Annotated in this window: 7 protein-coding genes and 4 tRNA genes; 6 read left to right on the top strand and 5 right to left on the bottom strand. The window is 59.8% G+C overall.

Going from position 1 to position 20,732, the window contains the following annotated elements:
- The first annotated feature begins 1 nt into the window (after nt 1).
- Nucleotides 2–12,151 carry a PLxRFG domain-containing protein gene (locus HMPREF1022_RS14505; RefSeq protein ID WP_009303730.1) on the top strand — a complete coding sequence of 4,050 codons (12,150 nt, stop codon included), beginning with the start codon at nt 2–4 and terminating at the stop codon, nt 12,149–12,151.
- A 100-nt stretch (nt 12,152–12,251) separates the two neighbouring features.
- Here the strand turns inward: HMPREF1022_RS14505 and HMPREF1022_RS14510 are convergent.
- The 5 genes from HMPREF1022_RS14510 to HMPREF1022_RS14530 all read right to left on the bottom strand — a co-directional run bounded on the left by HMPREF1022_RS14510 (nt 12,252) and on the right by HMPREF1022_RS14530 (nt 14,051).
- Nucleotides 12,252–12,326: transfer RNA gene (locus HMPREF1022_RS14510), tRNA-Gly, on the bottom strand.
- A gap of 11 nt (nt 12,327–12,337) precedes the next feature.
- A tRNA-Gly gene (locus HMPREF1022_RS14515) sits at nt 12,338–12,412 on the bottom strand.
- Nucleotides 12,413–12,443: 31 nt separating this feature from the next.
- Nucleotides 12,444–12,517 (bottom strand) — tRNA-Cys (locus HMPREF1022_RS14520).
- 11 nt (nt 12,518–12,528) lie between these two features.
- A tRNA-Gly gene (locus HMPREF1022_RS14525) sits at nt 12,529–12,603 on the bottom strand.
- A gap of 143 nt (nt 12,604–12,746) precedes the next feature.
- On the bottom strand, nt 12,747–14,051 hold the full coding sequence (locus HMPREF1022_RS14530; RefSeq protein WP_008685470.1) for a phenylacetate--CoA ligase family protein: 1,305 nt from the start codon (nt 14,049–14,051) through the stop codon (nt 12,747–12,749).
- Nucleotides 14,052–14,452: 401 nt separating this feature from the next.
- On the opposite strand from HMPREF1022_RS14530, the gene rsfS reads away from it, so the two are divergent.
- From rsfS to HMPREF1022_RS14555, 5 genes are all read left to right on the top strand, one after another.
- Nucleotides 14,453–14,908: a ribosome silencing factor gene (rsfS, locus tag HMPREF1022_RS14535; protein ID WP_008685471.1), complete on the top strand. Its 456-nt coding sequence runs from the start codon at nt 14,453–14,455 to the stop codon at nt 14,906–14,908.
- Nucleotides 14,905–16,473 (top strand): 2,3-bisphosphoglycerate-independent phosphoglycerate mutase, encoded by a 1,569-nt coding sequence (gene gpmI / locus HMPREF1022_RS14540; RefSeq protein ID WP_009303731.1) that lies wholly within the window; start codon nt 14,905–14,907, stop codon nt 16,471–16,473. Before rsfS ends, gpmI begins: the two co-directional genes overlap by 4 nt.
- Entirely contained in the window at nt 16,466–16,711 is a 246-nt protein-coding gene (locus HMPREF1022_RS14545) for a hypothetical protein (RefSeq protein ID WP_008685473.1), read from the top strand. The genes gpmI and HMPREF1022_RS14545 overlap by 8 nt, the downstream gene beginning before the upstream one ends.
- A gap of 201 nt (nt 16,712–16,912) precedes the next feature.
- Nucleotides 16,913–18,439 carry an outer membrane homotrimeric porin gene (locus HMPREF1022_RS14550; RefSeq protein WP_009303732.1) on the top strand — a complete coding sequence of 509 codons (1,527 nt, stop codon included), beginning with the start codon at nt 16,913–16,915 and terminating at the stop codon, nt 18,437–18,439.
- A gap of 737 nt (nt 18,440–19,176) precedes the next feature.
- Complete coding sequence (locus HMPREF1022_RS14555) at nt 19,177–20,196, top strand: tyrosine-type recombinase/integrase (protein WP_009303733.1); 1,020 nt, start codon at nt 19,177–19,179, stop codon at nt 20,194–20,196.
- Nucleotides 20,197–20,732: the final 536 nt, after the last annotated feature.

Raw genomic sequence — 20,732 nt, forward strand, 5'->3', positions numbered from 1 at the left:
CATGCTGAAGCTCCAGGATTTTCGTGCTGTCTATCCCGAGTACAACAACCTGACCGACTATGAACTGTCCACGGCTTTGCACCGCACACATTATGCGGATATGCCCTATGAACAGTTCGCCCAGGGCTTCGGCGGCCCCTTGCAGGAGGACAAGGCCGAAACTGCGGCCCGAGACTACAACGCCGCAAATCCTGAACACCCCATTACCGCCCAGGACATCCGCGACAAGGACAGAAGCGGGATTTGGGGAGGGATTCGGTTGCTGGGCGAGGGCATCTACGATGCCGTCACCGACCAGTTCCCCGAAGACATGGCCCGCGCATGGCGTGGTGGCGACATTGACCCGGCCAATCCTGGTGCGGCGGACAGCATCATTCGTCAGCAGACCAAGGACAGCGCTGCGCGCATTCCATCCATTCAGGAAGTCGAAGGCGACACGCTCGCCAACTCGCTGTACCAGGGACCGAAATCCGTAGCCACCAGTATGGCCACGGGGATTGTAGGCAGTGCCCTCGGCGGCGCCGCTGGGGCGGCTGCCGGGTCTGTAGCGCCCGGCGTAGGCACGGCGGCGGGCGGCCTTGTGGGTTCCCTGTTCGGCGGCGCCACCATGAGCGGCGCGGCTTTCTATCGTATGGCCAAAGACCAGTTTGTGGATGAGGTGCAGCAGGCCATGCAGGCCAGCATGGGTCGCACCATGACCAGCGAGGAAGCCGCTGAACTGAACAAGGCCATTGACGCCGACGCCACGGAGTACGGGCTTTGGGAGGCCGGGCCCGAAGCCATAAGCCAGTTTTTTACCTTGGGCCTGATCAAGGGCGCGGGCGGCATGGCGCTGAAAAAGTTCGGCATGGGAGCCATGGCCGAGGCCATCGGCAAGCGCGCCCTGACCCGCATCCCCGCGAAAATGGGGGCGGAGCTGGGGGAAGAAGAAACCACCGAAGGCATTACCTACTTCGGCCAGGAGGGTATCCGGCAGCGGTACGGTTTGCGCCCCGATGCGCCGACCTTGGGCGAGTTTGCCAGGGAACAGGCCGGGCCTGTGGCCGTGGGGTCTTTGTTGCAGCTTGGCGGTATGCGGGCCGCCGAGGCTGTCGGCCGCCGAATGCGCCGCCGCGCGGACGATGTGAACGCCAACGCCGGGCAGGATGACGACGCCACGCCTCCACCGCCAGAGGCGCAATCGCTTTCCGAACACGATATTACCCCCGCCGCTCCTTACGTCTTTGAGCAGTCGCCGGAAAATATGCCGGTGCCTGTTTCTCCCGGCGAGTTTATAAGCGAAGCGGACGCGGCCGACATTGATGCCTTTGTCCGGGACTATGAGGCCCGCGAGCAGGCGCAGGCCGACGCGTCGCTGCTCAGTGAATACGGCAGGCCGGAAACACAGAGGTTCACGCCCCTGCAACTTGCCCTTGAAGAAGGGAATCCGATTGACCTGTTGGCTCTGCCTCCGAATGCGACGGGCGTGGCCCAGGGAATAGGTGGGTTTGCCCTTCCGCCAGGAACCGGGGCTCTTCCCATGGGGACGCGGGCGACGGGGCAAGGGCCGATAGCGCCGCCCACGGACTTTGCGGGCCCGCCCATGGCCACGCCGTTTACGCCGCGTCCGGCTCTTCCACAGCAGGCCGGGCCGTCCGCCGGTCAGGGACGCTGGGCCGGGGGGCGCTCGCAACTCGCATACGGCGGGGGCATGATGCAGGGCTTGGGTTTCATGGGCGGACAGGATGGAGCTCAAACCGCTCCGGCCCGGGCCATGCCCACGGCGAGCCAAATCACCAACACGCAGACCGCGCCGCGCGCCGACACCACGGCGCAGGCGGAAGCCTTGGGGATGCCCGCGCCGACTCCTTTAGCGCCGGGGATTGATGTCGCAGAGAGGCCAGCGGTGCAGACTCCGACCACGCAAAATACTGCCATGGATCCGCAGTCACCCATGCGCGGCGCGGCTGTTCCGCCGGTGACTCCCCCAGGGTATAATTACTATCTGCCGTCCTTCGTGACCGCGCAATACGGACGCCCCAAGGTGAAAACCGAGGGAGCGTCTACCTCCCCGGTTCCTCAGGCCAAGCAAGACGCGGCCGCGCCGCGCGAAAATCGCGCCGACTTGTTGCGTCAGCTACCCCCGGAAAGCCGCAAGGAGGCCCGGCGTCTGACCAATGCACAGCTTCAGGATCGGGTGCTGGCAGAGAAAAATCCGGTGAAGTTTGACGGGAACACCATCGACTACACGGTCGAGGATTACCCCATGCCTACCGCACCGGGCGGCACGGTGTTCACCTGCGCCAGCGGGCGGAGGCTGGCGCCGTTCCCGCAGGTGGATTATTCGACGCCCCGCAAGCACAAGTCCAGCAATGCCAAGGTTGCGGCCTGGCTGCTGGATGAGGCCCGCAAGGAGGCCGCCCCGAACGAATGGCGGTCACTCCTGCTGCGCGGCAGGAGGGCCGACAATCTCAGCCCGGCGGACGTGCGGGACTTGGTGGACATCCTGTCCAACGGCGTGGAAAAAGACGCGGAACCGCCGTTTTTCAAGTCTTTTCCGGCGGAGGCCGAACATACGAGCGCCGCGAAGGAAGAGGCAGGTAAAGAGGACGGGAAGGAAGCCGCAGCGGCCGCGCCGCAGGCGGAGCGAAAAAAGGAACGGGAAATTTTCGAGCCGGAAAATGGCGCTTCCGAAGCGGAAAGCGGCGTGGTAAAATCGGATACAGCAAAAGGAGATGAGCGCCATGTCCGAAACATTCACGATGAGAAACCCTCAAAACAGCCCGTGGTGGATGAGCCGACTGATATGGCTTCTGGATTACAGCCCCGATCTGGCTCTCGAATGGTGGAACAGCCCGAACCACGAGAAGCTCCTGGAGCATCTGGACGGGATGGCGACGCAAGCAGCGTATCTGGACGAAATGATGGGCGAGATGCCGCAGGACGCGAAGGAGGAAATGATAGCGGCGGCGATTTGTCCGGCGGACGTGGACGAGCCGGAAGAAGAGATGCCGGAAGAGACGAGACTGGGAATTCTGGAATGGGCGGAAAGCCTGGAGTTTCCGAACCCAACGGGCGAGGACGCGAGGTTGGTGACGATCACCGTGCCGTAAAAAGCGAGACTGGCGGCAACCATCACATAGCCGACGGCGACACACTCGTTCCCGGCGGCGCTGTGGCGCGCGCAAAGGCGAATATAAACGCTATCAGACTTGTGCGGCAGCTTGAAAAGGAAGGCCGCGCGGCGACGCCCGAAGAAAAGAAAATCCTCACGCAGTTCACGGGTTGGGGGTCTTTGGCCCAAGCCGTTTTCAATCCCGATTTTGTTTCCTACGCACGGATGGAAGGGCGCGGAGGCCTGCCCTCGTATCTCAATGCCGACGCCGTGTCCAAGTACCGCAAGTGGAAAAGCCAGTACGGCGAAGCCCTGCACCCCGCTCTCGGCGGCATCTTGACGGAAAAGGAGTGGGCCGCCGCTGAAAAGTCCACCCTCAACGCCCACTATACCGACCGCAAGGTTATTTCCGCCATGTGGGATATGGCGGAGAGGCTCGGCTTCCGAGGCGGGCGCGTTCTGGAACCGTCCGCCGGGACGGGCCTCTTTTTCGGGCTTATGCCGGAGCACCTCTCCCGAAGCTCTGTCCTCACAGGCGTGGAACTGGACGAGATGACCGGGAAAATCCTCAAGCATCTCTACCCCGACGCCGATATTCAGATTACAGGTTTTGAGAAGGCCAAGCGCCTGGGCGACAACTCCGTCGACCTCGTGATTTCCAATGTGCCGTTCGGTGACTTCACCGTCTTTGATAAATCTCGCCCGCAATACAGCAAGCAGTCCATTCACAACTATTTCTTCTCCCGCGCCCTGGACACCGTACGTCCGGGCGGCCTCGTGCTGCAAATCACCTCTCACTACACCTTGGACAGTGGCGCCGCCGCGAGGCTGCGCGAGGAATGGGGCCGCAAAGCCGACCTTGTGGCGGCCGTGCGGCTGCCAAAAACGGCGTTTGAAAAAAACGCGGGCACAGAAGTCACCACGGACATCATTGTATTCCGCAAGAAGGCGGACAGCCGTTTCGACCTCGGCAACTCTTTCCGAAATATTGTCACCATTACGACGCCGCAGGGAGAAACCGGCATCAACGAATACTTTGCGGCTCATCCTGAGATGGTTCTCGGTGAGCATTCCCTGAGCGGAACCATGTACGGCGGCAATGAATACGCGCTTCTTCCCGCCAAGGGAGAATCCTTGGAAGAGGGATTGCGCAGAGCCGCGGCGAACATTCCCCCTGACGTATACGGCGTCGAAGCTAGCAATACCGGCACTGAAAAAAATAGCATGGAAGGGGAATCCGCTCACGAAGGGGCCAAAGAGGGCTCGCTTGTGGATGAAGGCGACAAGGGCGTCTTTCTGGTGGTTGACGGGCGTCTTGAGGCTCCTGAATGGGCCGGAAATAAGCGGCATACGGAACAGGCCAAGGCTTACATTGGGGTCAAGGAAAACGCCATGAGTCTTATTGCGGCTATGAACTCGGACACGAACGACCAACGGGTCGCTGCGCTGCGCGAGAAGCTCAATGCCGTCTACGATGCCTATGTGAAAAAATACGGCCCCATCAATAAGCGCGGCAACGGATTCCTTGAGGATGACATTGAATTTCCCACCGTCGCCGCTCTGGAGCATGTGACACGCGAGCCTGTGGAAAAAATCATCAAAAGCGGTCCTAACAAAGGGAAACGCACTCGCGAGATGGAAGACAAAATTTCCAAGGCAGACATTTTTAGCGCCCGCACCATTTTTCCTTTCCGGGCCCCGGAGCACGCAGACACCCCGGAGGACGCGGTAAAAATCAGCCGCATTTACAAAAACGGTATCGACCTCCCGTATATAGCCGGGCTGCTCGGCATGGAGACGAACGAGGCCAAAGCGGCACTCCTCAAGACCGGAGAGATTTTTGAGGCTCCTGAATCCGGTCTTCTCGAACCCAAGGACATTTATCTTTCCGGCAACGTGCGCGAAAAGCTGGAGCGGGCGGAACGCGCGGCTGAGGACAATCCCGCCTACGAGGCCAATGTCGCGGCGTTGCGGCAGGTGCAGCCGCCGAGAATAGGCATAGACGCCATTTTCGCCCGGCTTGGTTCCTCGTGGGTGTCGCCGGAAACATACGGGGCCTTCCTGCGACACATCGGCGTCGGCAACGCCAAAGTGACGCTGACACGGCTTCCCGGGGACGAAGGAACGGCGACGTGGAGCGTGCAGGGGCACGGGCTGTCTGCGGAAGCCAGGAATCGTTGGGGCACTGAGCGCGCCGACATTTTGAGCCTCGTCGAGGACTGTCTGAATCTCAAGCGCACCGTGGTGCTGGACCCTGCGAAGGACGGAGACAAGACGAAATACGTCCGCAACGAGAAGGAAACCATGGCCGCCCAGGAGAAGCAACGACTCCTGCAGGAAGAATTCAGGACGTGGCTGGTAGGTAACGAGGAACACGCCAAACTTGTCGAGGACATCTACAACACACGCTTCAACGGTTTTGTCGTGCGGACGTTCGATGTTCCGGACATCAAATACTACCCCGGGGCATCCCATAGTATTGAATTGCGCGACAATCAAAAAGTTGGCGTTTCGCGCGCCTTGCAGGAATCTTGCCTGTTGGCGCACGGCGTGGGCTCCGGCAAAACCATGCTCCAGATTACTCTAGCTATGGAGATGCGCCGCCTCGGCACGGCCAGAAAACCCTGGATTGTCGTGCAGGGGTCCACGCTTTCACAGTTCGCGGCGTCATTCAAGGCGCTTTATCCCGGCGCGCGCATTCTGGCTCCCACTGAAAAACAGCGTACCGCGAAGAACCGGCGACGCCTCCTGGCGCAGATTGCAAGCGGTGATTGGGATGCCGTGATTACGCCGCACGGTTTTTTCAATGGCGTGTCCGTCTCCCCGGAAACAGAGGGGCGTTTTATTCGTGAGCAGGTGAGCGAATACGAAGACCTGTTACATGGCATTGATAAAGACGAAAAAATCACGCGCAAACAGATTGAGAAGAAAATTGAACGGCTGAAGGTGCGGCTCGAAAATATTGCCGATACCCGCAAGGACGAGAACATCTTTTTCGATGAGCTGGGCGTGGACGCGCTGATTATTGACGAGGCCCACGCCTACAAGCGCGGCCAGTTCGTGACCAAAATGGACAACGTGAAGGGGCTGGACCGGGACTCTTCGCAGCGCTCTTTCCAAATGCTCATGAAGGCGCGGCTAGTACAGGACAAAACCGGCGGGAAAAATGTCGTCATGGCCACGGGCACGCCCATATCCAATACGCTTACCGAAATGTGGACCATGTTCCGTTACACACGCCCGGACCTGTTGCGCGAGTTCGGCGTGGAGCAATTCGACGATTTTGCCACCACCTTCGCCACCACCAGCATTTCTCAAGAAGAGACGGCCACGGGCGAGTGGAAGGATGTGGAGCGGTTCAACAAGTATGTCAATGGCCCTGAACTGCTCACTCTCTGGCGCTCCGGCGCGGACGTGGCCATTACCGAAGACCTGACCAGCATCAAGGGGCTCCCCAAGCTGCAGGGTGGAAAAATTCATGAAGTTCCCGTGGAACGCTCGGAAGCCCTGTCCAACTACATTGAAGCTCTGCGCCAGGAGCGCCTTGCCTGGGACAGGCTGACGGGCAAGGAAAAGCGGGCACAGTCCCATGTGCCTTTGACCATCTATGGCCGGGCGAAACAGGCGGCCATAGACTTACGCCTTGTGGACTCGACATTGCCGGATGAACCAAACAGCAAGGCCAACATAGCCGTACAGGGTATCTTTGAGCGGTGGCAGGCGAATCAGGATACGAATGCGACGCAGATTGTTTTTTCCGACACCTTCCAGTCCAGGGACAAGGCATTCAACCTCTTTGAGGACATCAGATGCAAGTTGGTGAAACGCGGCATCCCGCAAAAGGAAATTGCCGTCATTCATGATTTCAAGACGGATGAAGCGCGCAAGAAGCTGTTTGATGCGGTGAACCGGGGTGGCGTGCGTGTGCTCATGGGCACCACGGAAAAGCTGGGCGTGGGCGTCAACGTGCAGGAACGTCTGTTGACCGCGCACCATCTGGACGCGCCGCAGCGGCCCATGGACTTTGAGCAGCGCAACGGGCGTATCCGCAGGCCCGGCAATGTTTTTCCCGAAGTGGAAATTCTGACCTACGGCACAAAGAATACGCTGGATTCCGTGACCTTCCAGCAACTCATCAGCAAGCAGAAGTTCATCAACCAGCTTTTGCGCGGAAACGTATCCGACCGCAGTTTTGAAAATCCTTTTGACGCCACGCAGGCTACCTTTGAAGATATGATGGCCGCCTTCTCCGGCAACCCTCTGGCGAAAGAGAAGATGCAACTCACGGCGGACGTGCGCAGGCTGCGGGCTATGCTTTCTTCCCATGTCGCCCAGGTATCGGGGCAACGGAGCAAGCTACGTTCTTTGAAGGCTTTTTTGGAGCGCCAGGAAGAACGCCTTTCCGAAGCCAACAGCCTTACCGAATACATTGAGCGGAATTTCCCCGGAGGGAAAATCGAGGGGAAAAAGCAGCTTTCCAAGGAAATCGACGCATGGCTGGAAACGACGGAGGCCGCCGTCGTCAATTCGATATCCGATATTCATACAGCGGCGCAATGGTATACCAAGAACCGCGCTTCCTTCGCGCAGAGCCGGGAGTTTGACTTGGGCCACGGCCTGAGCGTCACGCTTGCGGTTGAACCCTACATCGACTTTGCCGAAACCAAGGAAGAGCAAACAGAGTACGGAACCACAAGTAGCTACCGCCTTCAGGGTCCGCATGACATCAAGCAGGGAGACAATTTCTCCGGCGCGCAGGGCCTGTTCACCCGCCTCGGAAATGCGCTTTCGAGCGCAGGCAGGGCGCAGGCCAACGCCGACGCCTCCATAAAGGATACGCGCGCTCAGATTGCCGCGCTTGAGGAAGAGATAAAGCGGCCCTTTGCCCAACAGAACGAGCTGGACGCCGCGAAACAGCGCCTGGAAGAGGTTGAATCCGAGCTTGAAGCCACAACCAAGGCGCAGCAGGAGGAAAAGGAAGAGGTGCGGGACGATTCCAGCAGCGAGGATACCCCCATGGCGTCCCTTGCTCCCGCCGCGTTTCTACCGAAGGAACCATCATCCCGCAGGTCCGCCAGAAGAGCGTCCATAGAGCGTGTGGCAAAAAGACTTGGGGAACGCGCCAAGCGCGCGGCCCCCGTCAACGTCGTTGGGGACGCGTCGGAATTGCCCGTCAGTATCCGCAGGAAACACGCGGACAGCCTTGATACTATAGAAGGCGCCTACGACACACACAGCAAAACAGTATGGCTTGTGGCCGGAAATCTCAGCAGTGAAACGCGCGCCGCTGAGGTCTGGGCGCATGAGCAGTTCGTTCACCACGGGCTGCGTGGCTTGTTTACGGACACGGAGCGCAAACACCTCCTCGGACAGCTTTGGACAAGCCTCGGGGGAATGCAGAATCAAGCCGTGCGTGAGGTGGCTGAGTTGTATGGGCTTGACCCCCGCTCGGACGTGAAGGCTCGTCTCACCGTCATGGAAGAGGTTGTCGCTTCCATGGCCGAAAAGCGCGCCATGGACAGTATGACGCCGCAGGAACTGAACCTGTGGAAGCGTATCGTGAACGCTGTACTGCGCGCCTGGAACAACCTCGTAGGCGCCGTTTCCGGTCGTTCCGGATCCATGGGCTTTGACAATGTGGATCAGCTTCTTTCTTATCTTGGCGGGTACGTCATGGACGGAAGGATGTCGCCCGGCTTCGGGCTTGGCGGAAACATGGGGTTTTTCTCCGCCGAAGGCGTGTTTCCTTCCCTGCGCACCTCACCGGCCCCCAAGGATACCGTCAGGGCCTACAAGCTGTTCCGCGTCCGCAAGGATAAGCCCGGCAAGCTGTTCCCTCTTTTTGTCGGTGCTGACGAGGCCATTGATACTGGAATCTGGCTTGACGCTGAAATAGGTCCGGATGCCGGAAACGGAAAAGTGAAAAGCAAGCTCGGAGCGTTGGCCATGCGACCTGGCTGGCACGCCGGGGATGCCCCTGTCGCAACCCATATCGGGGACAAAGCGAACATCAGGGACAAGGCCCCGTCCTTCAGGCCGGAAAACCAGGTTTGGGCCGAGGTGGAACTGGCGAACGACATTGACTGGCAGATGGAGGCGAACCAACGCGCGCAGCGGAATAAAGCCGGGAATATTATCCCCAGGACGGCACACATTACCGACCGGATACCCACGGATGGGCTCTATCGCTACAAGACCAATCCGAACATGACCGGCAATTGGATTATCGCCGGTAGCATGAAGGTCAACCGCATCCTTTCCGACGCTGAAGTCGAGCGCATCAACAAGAAGCGTGGGGTTGCCGACCTGCCGCGCAAACAGCCTTTTGACGCGGAAAAGTACGGATTCTCGGAAGTGGACGACGATGCCCCATTGGCCTCGCTGTCTCCACGCGGTATCTTGGATATGACGGTGCGCGGGGCGGCGAAGTCGGCGGACGCCCCGGAAATCCGGCACTTGTTCCGCAAAAACGACATCAGCCTGCTGCAAGGCATCATCCAACTGCCGCACTGGATAGCCAAGCAGGCCCCGGATTTTGCCAAGGTGTACGAACGACAATTGCAACGCATGGATGAACGCTCCGCCGCACTGAAGATGAGCCTTGAAACCGTCCCCAGCATGTTCGGAAAGCAACGCTTAGAGGCCGCCGATATGGACAGCCTGCGCAAGTTACTCTGGGAGCATGAAGGGAAGGAGCCAAAAGAACTGGAAGGTATCGAAAAGTTTTTGACGGAAGAGACGTTGGCCACGGGCCGGGAACTGATCAAAGTCAATCCCGAGTTCTATGATGCCTACAAAAAATGGCTTGGCGGTCTGGACGGAACCAAAGCAGCCAAGGCGGCCATGCTGGAAATCCGCAAGAGCTTGGACGAAGACCTTGTGCAGGCTCACAACCGCATGGCGGCCATGTCCGAGATGAGCGACGACGCCATCACGGCGTTTCGGCAGAGCATCGGCCATGTGCCCAACTACTTCCCGCACCACCGCTACGGCGGCTACTTCGTCCAGGCGAAAGTGGGCAAGGACGTGGTGTTCCGCCAGCACTTCGACGCGTTGGGGGAAAAGGCGGCCATGGCCAAGGCCCGGAAAATTGTCGAGGAGCAGCGCAAGAATTACCCGGATGCCGAGTGGTCGGACGGCAAGAATGACCGCCTGCCCGACGAGGTTTTGGGCGCGCCCATCGATTCCGAAGCCATGGAGCAGATCATTCGGGCGGCCACGGTAAAAATCGGGGACAAGGATCGGGCTAGAGAAATCAACGAGCTGCTTGCCGAGGGCGTTTCCGACGTGCTCAAAGCGCGCGGGTGGGGGGCGCATGGCATCCAACGCAAGGGCATCCCCGGCTTTGAAACTGAGGACATTGCACGGGTGCTCTACGACTACAAAGCGGGCCTGAACGGCTGGCTCACCAAGATGGAGGCGGCTAGGGATTTCAGCGAGGCGCTTTCCGGAATTGACGCCCGGAAAACGCCCCATCTGTGGAAGTACACCGCGCAATACGTCAAGGACATGTTACGCAACAGCGACCGGGTGGATAGGATTACCGGCAATATCAAGACGGTGGCCTTCGCGTGGTACTTGGGTGGTTCCATCAAAACAGCGTTTGTGAATGCGACCCAGAACCTCGTGGTGGGCGTGCCGCGCCTGCAGATGGACGTGACCGGCGGCGGCCGGGAATGGCTTGCCGGGGCCCGGAGCGCGCTTGTGGATCGGGTGACCGGCAACCAGGGCAAGGGCCTGACGGAAGACGAGGCCCGGCTGGTGCGGGAACTCTATGGCGAGAGCGTCATTACGGACGCCTTTATGCAAGAGGTGCGCGGCCAGTTGCGCGGGGTAAGCGGCGCGTCTCTGTGGAACAAGTTTACCCGGGTGCTTGGCCTGCCCATGAGCGAGGTGGAGCGTTTCAACCGCGCCTCGCTGGCTCTGGCCGCGTTCCGGGCCGCCCGTTCGGGAAAGCTGAAAGCGCGCGCCAGGGAGAAATACGGCGTCACGGGCAAGGCCAGTTATGAGCAGGCCAAGGCATTCGCCTCGGACGTGGTGCGCGACGCGCATTTTGTCTACGGCAAGAGCAATATGCCGGAGTTCATGCGGAGCAATACCGCAGGCCGCGCCATGGCGAGCATGTATACCTTCCGCACCTTCACGCACAACATGGTCGCCATGTGGGCCTGGGCACTGAAAACTCAGGGTAAGGAGGGCGCGGCCTTTGTGGCCAAGAGCCTGGGCGCCACCATGGCCCTGGGCGGCGTGACGGCCTTGCCCCTCTATGCCACCCTCATGGCTTTGTTCCAGGCCGTGACCGGGGATGACGACGACTGGACCGAGTTTCTCAGGAGCCGCCTGCCGGAAAGCAATCTGCTGCGGGACGTGGTTTGCTACGGCGCTCCGGCCATGGCCGGGGTGAACATCGGCGGCTCATTGAAAATGGAGACGCCCCTGACCAAGGGGCTGACGGGCGGCAAAACGCCGCAGGAAGTCCTCACGGACAGCATTGGGGACATTATCGGCATTCCGTATGACCTGCTCGTAGTCAAGCCTTCCCGTGTGATGGAAGCCCACAGCAAGGGCAATACGTGGCGCATGTTGGAAGAGACGGCCCCGGTGGCCGTGAAAAACGGGATGCAGGCATGGCGCCTTTACTCCGAGGGGCAGACCACCATGAGCGGGCGGCCCATCAACGACCCCGGCGAGAAGGGCGCGCGGCGTCTGACCAGCGGTGAATCCGTTGGAAAGCTGCTTGGCTTCCAGCCGGTCAGCAGTACCAAGAGTTATGACGCCTATGCGGCCACCAAGCACGCGGATCAGGTGCGTAGCGATAAGATTGACGAGCTGACCGTGCTGGCGCTCAAAACCTACGATACCGGCGATTCGGCGGGTCGGAGAGAAGCCAACCGGGAACTGCGGGAGTGGAACGAAAAAATGAAGGCCGAGGGCAAGCCGCACATGCTGATCAACCTCAAGGACGTCATGCGCCGGGTGAAGTCGCGGCGGCGGGAGAACCGGGCGACGCCGAAGGCCATGCAGAAGAGAGAGCGGCAGCAGGCGGTATGGGGGTAGAAAAAAGGGAAGGCGGGCCGGTTGAGTGCCCACTCATGTGCCCAAGCCATGTGCCCAAACAAAAAGCACTTACGATTTTTGTCGTAAGTGCTTGATTTTATGGAGCGGGAAACGGGATTTGAACCCGCAACCTTCAGCTTGGGAAGCTGACACTCTACCGTTGAGTTATTCCCGCAGAAAGGGCGGTGGAGCGGGAGACGGGATTTGAACCCGCGACTTCAACCTTGGCAAGGTTGCACTCTACCACTGAGTTACTCCCGCATATACGAAACGGCGAGGCGTGAAAATACTCTGGAGGCGGCATCCAGATTTGAACTGGAGATGGAGGTTTTGCAGACCTCTGCCTTACCACTTGGCTATGCCGCCGATAAAAAAATTGGAGCGGGAGACGGGATTTGAACCCGCGACTTCAACCTTGGCAAGGTTACACTCTACCACTGAGTTACTCCCGCTCAGCGAAAAAATCTTTTACGCGTTCCTTTCCCGGCTGTCAAGCGCCGGGCTGAAACTTTTTTCCCAATCGCTCTTTTGTGCCGGAAAAACGCCGGAATACGGACTGTTGAAATCATCCCCGGCCCGCATCCCGGCGCGGCGTTCAATCCTTGAGGCGGTTGTCCACAATGCGCTGGGCCTTGCCTTCGGAGCGCTGGATGGAATGCGGCTCCATCAGGCGCACCTTGGCCGTGACGCCCAGAAATTCCTTGATATTCTTCTGCAAACGGCCTTCCAGCATCTGGAGCTTGCGGATTTCGTCGGCAAAGAGCGAATCGCTCACTTCCACGCGCACTTCCAGCGTGTCCAGATTATTGGAGCGGTCCACAATGATCTGGTAGTTGGGCGTGAGGCCCTCGCTCTCCATGAGAATGCCTTCGATCTGCTGTGGGAAGACGTTGACCCCGCGGATGATCAGCATGTCGTCGCTGCGGCCGCGCAGGCGCGAAATGCGCACATGGGTGCGCCCGCAACGACAGGGCGTGTAATCCAGGCTGGTCAGGTCGCGGGTGCGGTAACGCAGCAGGGGGATGCCTTCCTTGGTCAGGGTGGTCAGCACCAGTTCGCCCACTTCGCCGGGCGGCAGCTGCTCGCCGCTGATCGGGTCGATGATTTCGGGCAGGATGTGGTCCTCCCAGAGGTGCATGCCGCATTTGGCGTCCACGCACTCCATGGCCACGCCCGGTCCCATGATCTCGGAAAGGCCGTAGATGTTCAGGGCGTCGATGCCCATTTTCTGTTCCATGTCCCGGCGCATGGCTTCGGTCCAGGGTTCGGCCCCGAACACGCCGATGCGCAGCGGCAGGTCGCGGAAGTCGATGCCCGCTTCCTGTCCGGCCTCCCAGAGGTGCAGGGCGTAGGAGGGCGTGCAGCAGAGCACCGTGGCCGCGAAGTCGCGCAGCAGAAAGGCCTGCCGCCGCGTGGCGCCGCCCGAGGCGGGCACCACCGTGGCCCCCAGGTATTCCGCGCCGCCGTGCGCGCCCAGACCGCCGGTGAACAGGCCGTAGCCGTAGGCCACGTGCACGATGTCCGTGCGGTTCACCCCGGCCGCCGAAAGGCTGCGCGCGGCCAGTTCCGCCCAGTTTTCCAGGTCGCGGGCCGTGTAGCCCACCACCACCGCCTTGCCCGTGGTGCCGCTGGAAGCGTGCAGGCGCACGATGTTTTCTCTGGGCACGGCGAACAGGCCGTAGGGATAGTGATTGCGCATATCCTGCTTTTCGGTGAAGGGCAGGAGCCGCAGGTCCGCCAGGGTTTTGATGTCCGCGGGGGTGATCCCGATCTCGTCGAAACGTTTGCGGTAAAAGGGCACATTGGCGTACACGCGGTTGCAGAGATCGCGCAGGCGGCGCAATTGCAGCGCTTCCAGTTCCTCGCGGGGCAGGGTTTCCTGTTTGATATTGAAGAGCACGGGCCACTCCTTATTATATGGCGGAACTAGAGCAGATTAACTTTGAAATTTTGCAAATTTCAAAGTCGGCATTCTGACGAAAAACGTGGTTATCGCTGCTGTCGATCTTCGTATGGCTCCGTTGTCGCCAACGGGGACAGCCCTTCGGCCGCTTCGTCAGAATCCGCGCCGCATCGTGTGCGGCGCTAGAGCAATTTCAAAGTTGAAATGCCCTGGGACAGAAAAACAGGGAAACGCGCGCGGCGCGCGGCGTCACTCCGGTATGCCGCAATGTGGGGGCCGGGTCAACCGGCCCGGCGCACGGCTTTGCCTTCCGGCGGCTATCCATTGGAACTCCGCGGTGCCGCCGCCTTGGCCACCACGCCATTGCTCTCAGTCCGGCTTTGGGATATGTGCTTGACATGGAACAGATTCCTTCTACCGAAAATACCGAGGCCCAGGCCGCGCGCCCGGGCCGCAAGCGTTATGCGGACGTTCCCCTGGCCGAAAAGCTGGCTGTCATCACGGCCTGGCTTGAAGAACACAAGGCGGAACGCATCGTCAGTCTCAATCTCACCGAGCAGGGGGGCTTTGCCGACGCCCTGCTGGTGCTCACCGCAGGGTCCATGCGCCATGCCCAGAGCCTGGCCGACGGGGTGGCCGCTCTCTGCCACGAACGCAATTACGAATATCTGCGCGTCGAGGGCTATGAGGCCGGACAGTGGATCCTTGTGGATCTGAACGACATCGTCATCAACATTTTTCTGGAGCCCGTGCGGGAGCTGTACCGTCTGGAGGCCCTCTGGGGCCAGTCTCCGGCCCGCGCCTCCGACCATGCGGCTTCGGCGGCCGGACCCGGGGGGGAGGCCTCGGCATGACTCCCACCTTGCTGCTGATTCTTGACGGCTGGGGCCTGGCCGCGCCCACTCCCGGCAATGCGCCGTATCTCGCGCCCACTCCCAATCTGGACAACCTCAACGCCCGTTGCCCGCATGCGCAACTGACGGCCTCGGGCCGGGCCGTGGGCCTGCCTGAAGGCTACATGGGCAATTCCGAGGTGGGCCACCTGAACATCGGGGCCGGGCGCGTGGTCTACCAGGACATGACGCGTATCGATGTGGCCCTGGAGGACGGCTCCTTTGCCGCCAACCCGGTGCTCAATGGGCTGCTGGAAACGCTCAAAAAGAGCGGCGGCAGGCTGCATCTGGCGGGCCTGCTCTCGGACGGCGGCGTGCATAGCCATATCCGGCATCTGGAAGCCATCTGCGATATGGCCGCCCGTGCGGGCGTGCCCGTGCGGGTGCATTGCATCATGGACGGCCGCGACACGGACCCCAAAAGCGGCGTGGGCTTTGCGCGCGCGCTGGAGGAGCATCTCAAGGACCAGCCTCTGGCGCGCATTGCCGGTCTGGTGGGGCGTTTCTACGCCATGGACCGCGACAAGCGCTGGGACCGGGTCAAGGCCGCCTGGGATCTGCTGGTCCACGGGCAGAGCGCGGAGGGCCGCGTGGCCCCGGACGCGGTGAAGGCCCTTGAGGTTTCCTATGCCGAGGGCATCACCGACGAGTTCGTCAAGCCCGTGCGCTGCGCAAGCGCTCCCCTCCCGGATGGGGCCGAGGAGCCCGTGGGCATGGCCGACGGGGACGCGCTCTTTTTCTTCAATTTCCGGGCCGACCGCATGCGGGAGTTGACCCAGGCCTTTATCGAGCCGGATTTCAAGGGCTTTGAGCGCGGCACGCTGCCCAAACTGGCGGGCATCGGGTCCATGACCTCCTATGAGGCGCATTTCGGCATTCCCGTGGCCTTTCCCAAGGAAGCCGTGACCATGGGGCTGGGCGAGGTGGTTTCGCGGGCCGGTCTGCGCCAGCTCCGCCTGGCGGAAACGGAAAAATACGCCCATGTGACCTACTTCTTCAACGGGGGCGTGGAAGAACCCTTCCGCGGCGAGGACCGCATTCTGGTGCCGTCGCCGCGCGACGTGCCCACCTATGACCTCAAACCGGCCATGAGCGCCCGCCAGGTCGCCGACAAGTTTGTGGAAGCCTGGGACAAGGGCATTTACGACCTGGTGGTCTGCAATCTGGCCAACGGCGACATGGTGGGCCATACCGGCGTGCTCAAGGCGGCGGTGGAGGCCTGTGCCGTGGTGGACGAATGCGTGGGGCGCATGCTCAAAGCCGTGGAGGCGCGCGGCGGCCGCATGCTGATCATCGCGGACCACGGCAATTGCGAGGTCATGCTGACCCCCGAGGGGCAACCGCACACGGCGCACACTACCAATCCCGTGCCCTGCATTCTGCTGGAGCCGGGCGGCGCCGTCACAGCTCTGGCCGACGGCAAGCTGGCCGATGTGGCCCCGACCCTGCTCGGGCTCTGGGGCATGGAGCCCTCAGCGCCCATGACCGGCCGGAATCTGGCCGCCAAAGAGGTGCGGCATGGCTGACAAGAAAAACCGTCCCCTGACGCCCGTGCCGCCGGACGGCATGGAAATCCTCTTCTTCTACCAGTGCCCGCAATGCGGCAAGCATATCCCGCTGGTCAGCCCCACGGAACCTCGGATGATCTCCTGCGATGCTTGCGGCCTTGCCTTCCCCATCATCCCGGTGGACGAGCACGGCCTGCATTATGTGCGGATCATGCTGGCCGGGGGCAAGGCGGCGGCGGACCCGGACTTTTTATAGCTTTATATATGTTGCCGTGCCGGCAGCCGGTCCTTCGGGGCCGGTTTTTCTTTGTCTTGGGGCGAAGCGCGAGGCGGTAAAAATTTTTTTACAAAAAGCCTTGCCTTCCTACCCGAAAGCCGATAAACAGTATGTCAACCTGTATGGGACAGGACAACTTTTTTAACTTTTTGAGGGCTCAAACGAGAGGAAGGAAAAAACATGAAACGTATCTGTACGCTTCTGTTGGCGGCTGGCATGCTGCTGGGCGTGGCGACGGGCGCCAGCGCCATTGATTTCAAGGCCAAGGGCCAGTGGCTGATGGGCTTCGCCGGCGGCGAAAATCAGCTGATCAACAAGACCCGTACCGGCAACGGCCCTAAAGAAAAGCTGAACAGCAACGACAAGTTCGCCGCGCAGCAGCGCGTGCGCTTGCAGTTGGACGCCGTGGCTTCCGAATCTCTGTCGGGCACGGTTTTCTTTGAAATCGGCAACCAGGTTTGGGGTTCCAATAGAGCCGGCGTGGGCGGCGGCGCTTTGGGCGCTGACGGCGCCAACACCATTAAGCTCAAGCGCGCCTACATCGACTGGATGGTGCCGCAGACCGACCTGAAGTTCCGCATGGGCATCCAGGGCGTGACCCTGCCCAACAAGGCCGGTGGTTCCGCCATCATGGACACCGACGCCGCCGGCATCACCGCCTCTTATCAGTTCAACGAAAATGTCGGCCTGACTGCCTTGTGGGCGCGTCCCGCCAATGACAACTACCTCGGTTATCAGAGGGGCGACAACAAGCACTACAATCAGAACTTCCTGGACAACATGGATCTGTTCGCCCTGATGGTGCCCGTGAAGCTGGACGGCTTTGAAATCACCCCGTGGGCCATGTACGGCGCTGCCGGCAAGAACACCCTCACGGATCTTGGTTCCACGGCTGACGGCAATCTGCCCTTTACCACGCGTCCCTATTTCGGCACCCCCAATAACGAATGGCCCATCGGCAAAACCAGCAAGGCTTATGGCTCCATGTTCTGGGCCGGTCTGCCCTTCGCCATCACCGCCTGGGATCCGCTGAACATCGAAGTGGACATCAACTACGGCTATGTGGAAGCCATGGGCCGTTATGATGCCTACAAGAACCATAACACCGTCTATAAGCGCGGCAGCACCGAGCGTCAGGGCTGGTTGGCCAAAGCCCTGGTGGAATACAAGATGGATTGGGGCGTTCCCGGCATCTTCGGCTGGTACGGTTCCGGCGATGACGGCAACGTGAAGAACGGTTCCGAGCGCATGCCTTCCATCGTGCCCATGGGCAACTTCACCTCCTTTATGGGCGACGGCAACTACGGCTGGATGTGGGTTGACAACTCTCTGGAATACTCCGGTACCTGGGGCTTGGGCCTGCAGGTCCGTGATATGAGTTTCCTGGAAGACCTCAAGCACACCTTCCGCGTGGCCTACTGGGGCGGCACCAACTCCACCTCCATGGCCAAGTACATGAACAACGCCTATTCCTGGAATGAAGGCTGGGGCAGCAATGCTTCCCCGTACCTGACCACCAACGACGGCCTGCTGGAATTCAACCTGGTCAACTCCTACCAGATGTACGAAAACTTCGACGTGAACCTGGAGCTGGGCTATATTGCCAACTTCATGGACAACGACACCTGGAAGAAGGCCAACAACTCCAGCTCGTTCCAGAAGCAGGACGCCTGGAAAGCCCAGCTGATCTTCGCGTACAGCTTCTAAGCCCGATTCTGCGCGGGATTTATCCCGTAGGATGATTGTAAAAGGGGGAGCCTCGGCTCCCCCTTTTCGCGTCTGTTTTCCGGCTTGCCTGCTTGTTGCGCGGGGAGTAGGCTGCGAAAAATGGGCGACGGGCGTGACCAGGGGCATTCCATTTTCCTCCTGTAGTCAGAGTAATTTTGTATGTAGAGAGGTCACCTTAGAGCAATTTGAAAATCAAATTGCTCTAACGCTGCACACGGTGCCAACTTTGAAATTTGTAAAATTCCAAAGTGGAGTCGTGTTAGATATATAACAAATTGAAATATTTTATAAAAAAATATTTCTAAAATATTTCTACCAACTATAATACCAACATTTTTTCTGGCTTTCAGAGGACTATATGAGCCTTCAGCAGCCAGTCTCCAGATGCCGGGCAGGTCAAACGCCTCCCGGCATCATCATTTCTCCACGCCTGCCATGCCGCTTTGTGAAGGCATCAAATTCTCCACGTAAATCCTGCTCAACGGTGAAGAGATGCTCAGAAAATTTTCTGCGTCAAACCATGTCAAGCAAAAAATTGCCGCCCATGCAATATTCAGTCGGACGTATGCGGATTGCTTCGGCTATGGCCTCTTCTTCAGATCAGGAGTCGGCTGAAAAAGCCATGATACGCTGTGCGGACTCCGTCCTGCTCAACAAAGAAGGCTGTTGATGCAAGATGGCAAGCCATTTCCCTTTTTCCAGCAGGAGAACCGCACATGGCCCATCACCAGCCGCCAGCTTCCCCGGCACATCAGTCGCCCGCACAGGCCGGGCGGCACGATACTTCCACCATCTTTGACGCCTTTGTCTCAAACGTCTATCTGCCGCACGTCAAACTCCGCAAGCGGAGCTGGCGCGTGGATGAGCGCATTGCGCGGCAGCATCTGTCCCCGACGTTCGGAGCGCGGGAACTTGCCGACATACAACGCCACGAAGTGGAAGACTGGCTGCACGGGCTGTCGGTTCATGGTCTGGCTCCGGCCACCTGCAACCGTATTCTGGCAGTCTTCAAGACAATCTGCTCTCTGGCCGTAATGCGTGGGCTTCTGCCCGCCGGACAATCCCCCTGCGCGGGCGTGCCGCCTTTCAAAATCCACGCGCAACGGGAACGCTATCTCACGCAAGACGAGGCACAGCGGCTCATGCGGGCGCTGGAAAAAAGCGACCGGCAGGAAGCCAAAGCCATCCGCCTGCTTCTGCTGACCGGCGCGCGCAAGAGCGAAATCCTCAAGGCCCGCTGGGAGAACATACGTCCGGATCAGCGCCTGCTGACCGTGCCGGTCTCCAAATCCGGCAAACCGCGCCATATTTCACTGTCTGGCGAAGCTGTGGAAGTCATCCGTTCCATTCCCCGCGTGCCGGGCTGTCCCTGGCTTTTTCCCGGCCGTGGGCCGGGCAAACCTCTCTCCGACATCTACATATTCTGGAACAGGTTGCGGCGCGGCCTGGGGCTTGCGGATGTACGCATTCACGACCTGCGGCATACCTTCGCCAGTTTTCTGGTCAATGCCGGGCACTCGCTCTACGAAGTGCAGAAACTGCTGGGGCACGGCGATCCCAGAACGACCATGCGTTACGCCCATCTGGGACAAGCCTCGCTGCTGGCCGCCGCCCAGACCGTAAGCGCGTGTCTTGCCCGGAACAGCAGGGGCGACAGAAACAGGAACGTCATCCCGCCCTTGCCGCGCGGGACATATAAAGGAAGGGGGCGCATACATCCGCGCGCCGCGTGGTAGGGCTGGGGCAAAGCGTAAAAACAGAAGACGACGAACGTGAAGGATAGGGGATTTCTGTGAACGGCGCTGGCCAGACGCGGTCTTGCCTGACCGTCTTTGGCCGTACATGGAGCATTCATCGACAGTCGCACTGTCAATGAATGTTTGTGGAACAATACTCTCAAAGGCTCCTGGTGACAATATTCATGTCCATTTTAAAAATTTTCCCATAACTGCTTTTTTAAAGATAATTATAAAATCCAGCCTGATATTTCATTTCTGTCCACTTTTTGACTTTCAAAAATTGACAGTGCGACTGTCGAAGTCATTTGTAACGTCCCGCTCCCCTCGAATACCGGAGAGCGCGGATGTGTCAGAGGTGTTATGTCTGTGGAAAACGCCAGAGAGCGGATGACGGCAAAAACCGGGCGAGAGGAAAGACTGCGGGAAGCGGCTTTTGCCTCTTCAGTGTTGCGACAGGAGGCCCATGCCCTGACGCTGCTGGCCTGTGGGCTGGACGGCTCTTTCTGCGAGGCAACGGACTGTCTGTACGGCAA

The sequence above is a fragment of the Desulfovibrio sp. 6_1_46AFAA genome, from assembly GCF_000224635.1.
In the GTDB taxonomy this organism is placed as follows: Bacteria; Desulfobacterota; Desulfovibrionia; order Desulfovibrionales; family Desulfovibrionaceae; genus Desulfovibrio; species Desulfovibrio fairfieldensis.

What these genes read in the sequence shown, in the direction of transcription:
- HMPREF1022_RS14505 (WP_009303730.1), top strand. Translation starts at nt 2, where the DNA reads ATGCTGAAGCTCCAGGATTTTCGTGCTGTCTATCCCGAGTACAACAAC.
- rsfS (WP_008685471.1), top strand. Translation starts at nt 14,453, where the DNA reads ATGGAACAGATTCCTTCTACCGAAAATACCGAGGCCCAGGCCGCGCGC.
- gpmI (WP_009303731.1), top strand. Translation starts at nt 14,905, where the DNA reads ATGACTCCCACCTTGCTGCTGATTCTTGACGGCTGGGGCCTGGCCGCG.
- HMPREF1022_RS14545 (WP_008685473.1), top strand. Translation starts at nt 16,466, where the DNA reads ATGGCTGACAAGAAAAACCGTCCCCTGACGCCCGTGCCGCCGGACGGC.
- HMPREF1022_RS14550 (WP_009303732.1), top strand. Translation starts at nt 16,913, where the DNA reads ATGAAACGTATCTGTACGCTTCTGTTGGCGGCTGGCATGCTGCTGGGC.
- HMPREF1022_RS14555 (WP_009303733.1), top strand. Translation starts at nt 19,177, where the DNA reads ATGGCCCATCACCAGCCGCCAGCTTCCCCGGCACATCAGTCGCCCGCA.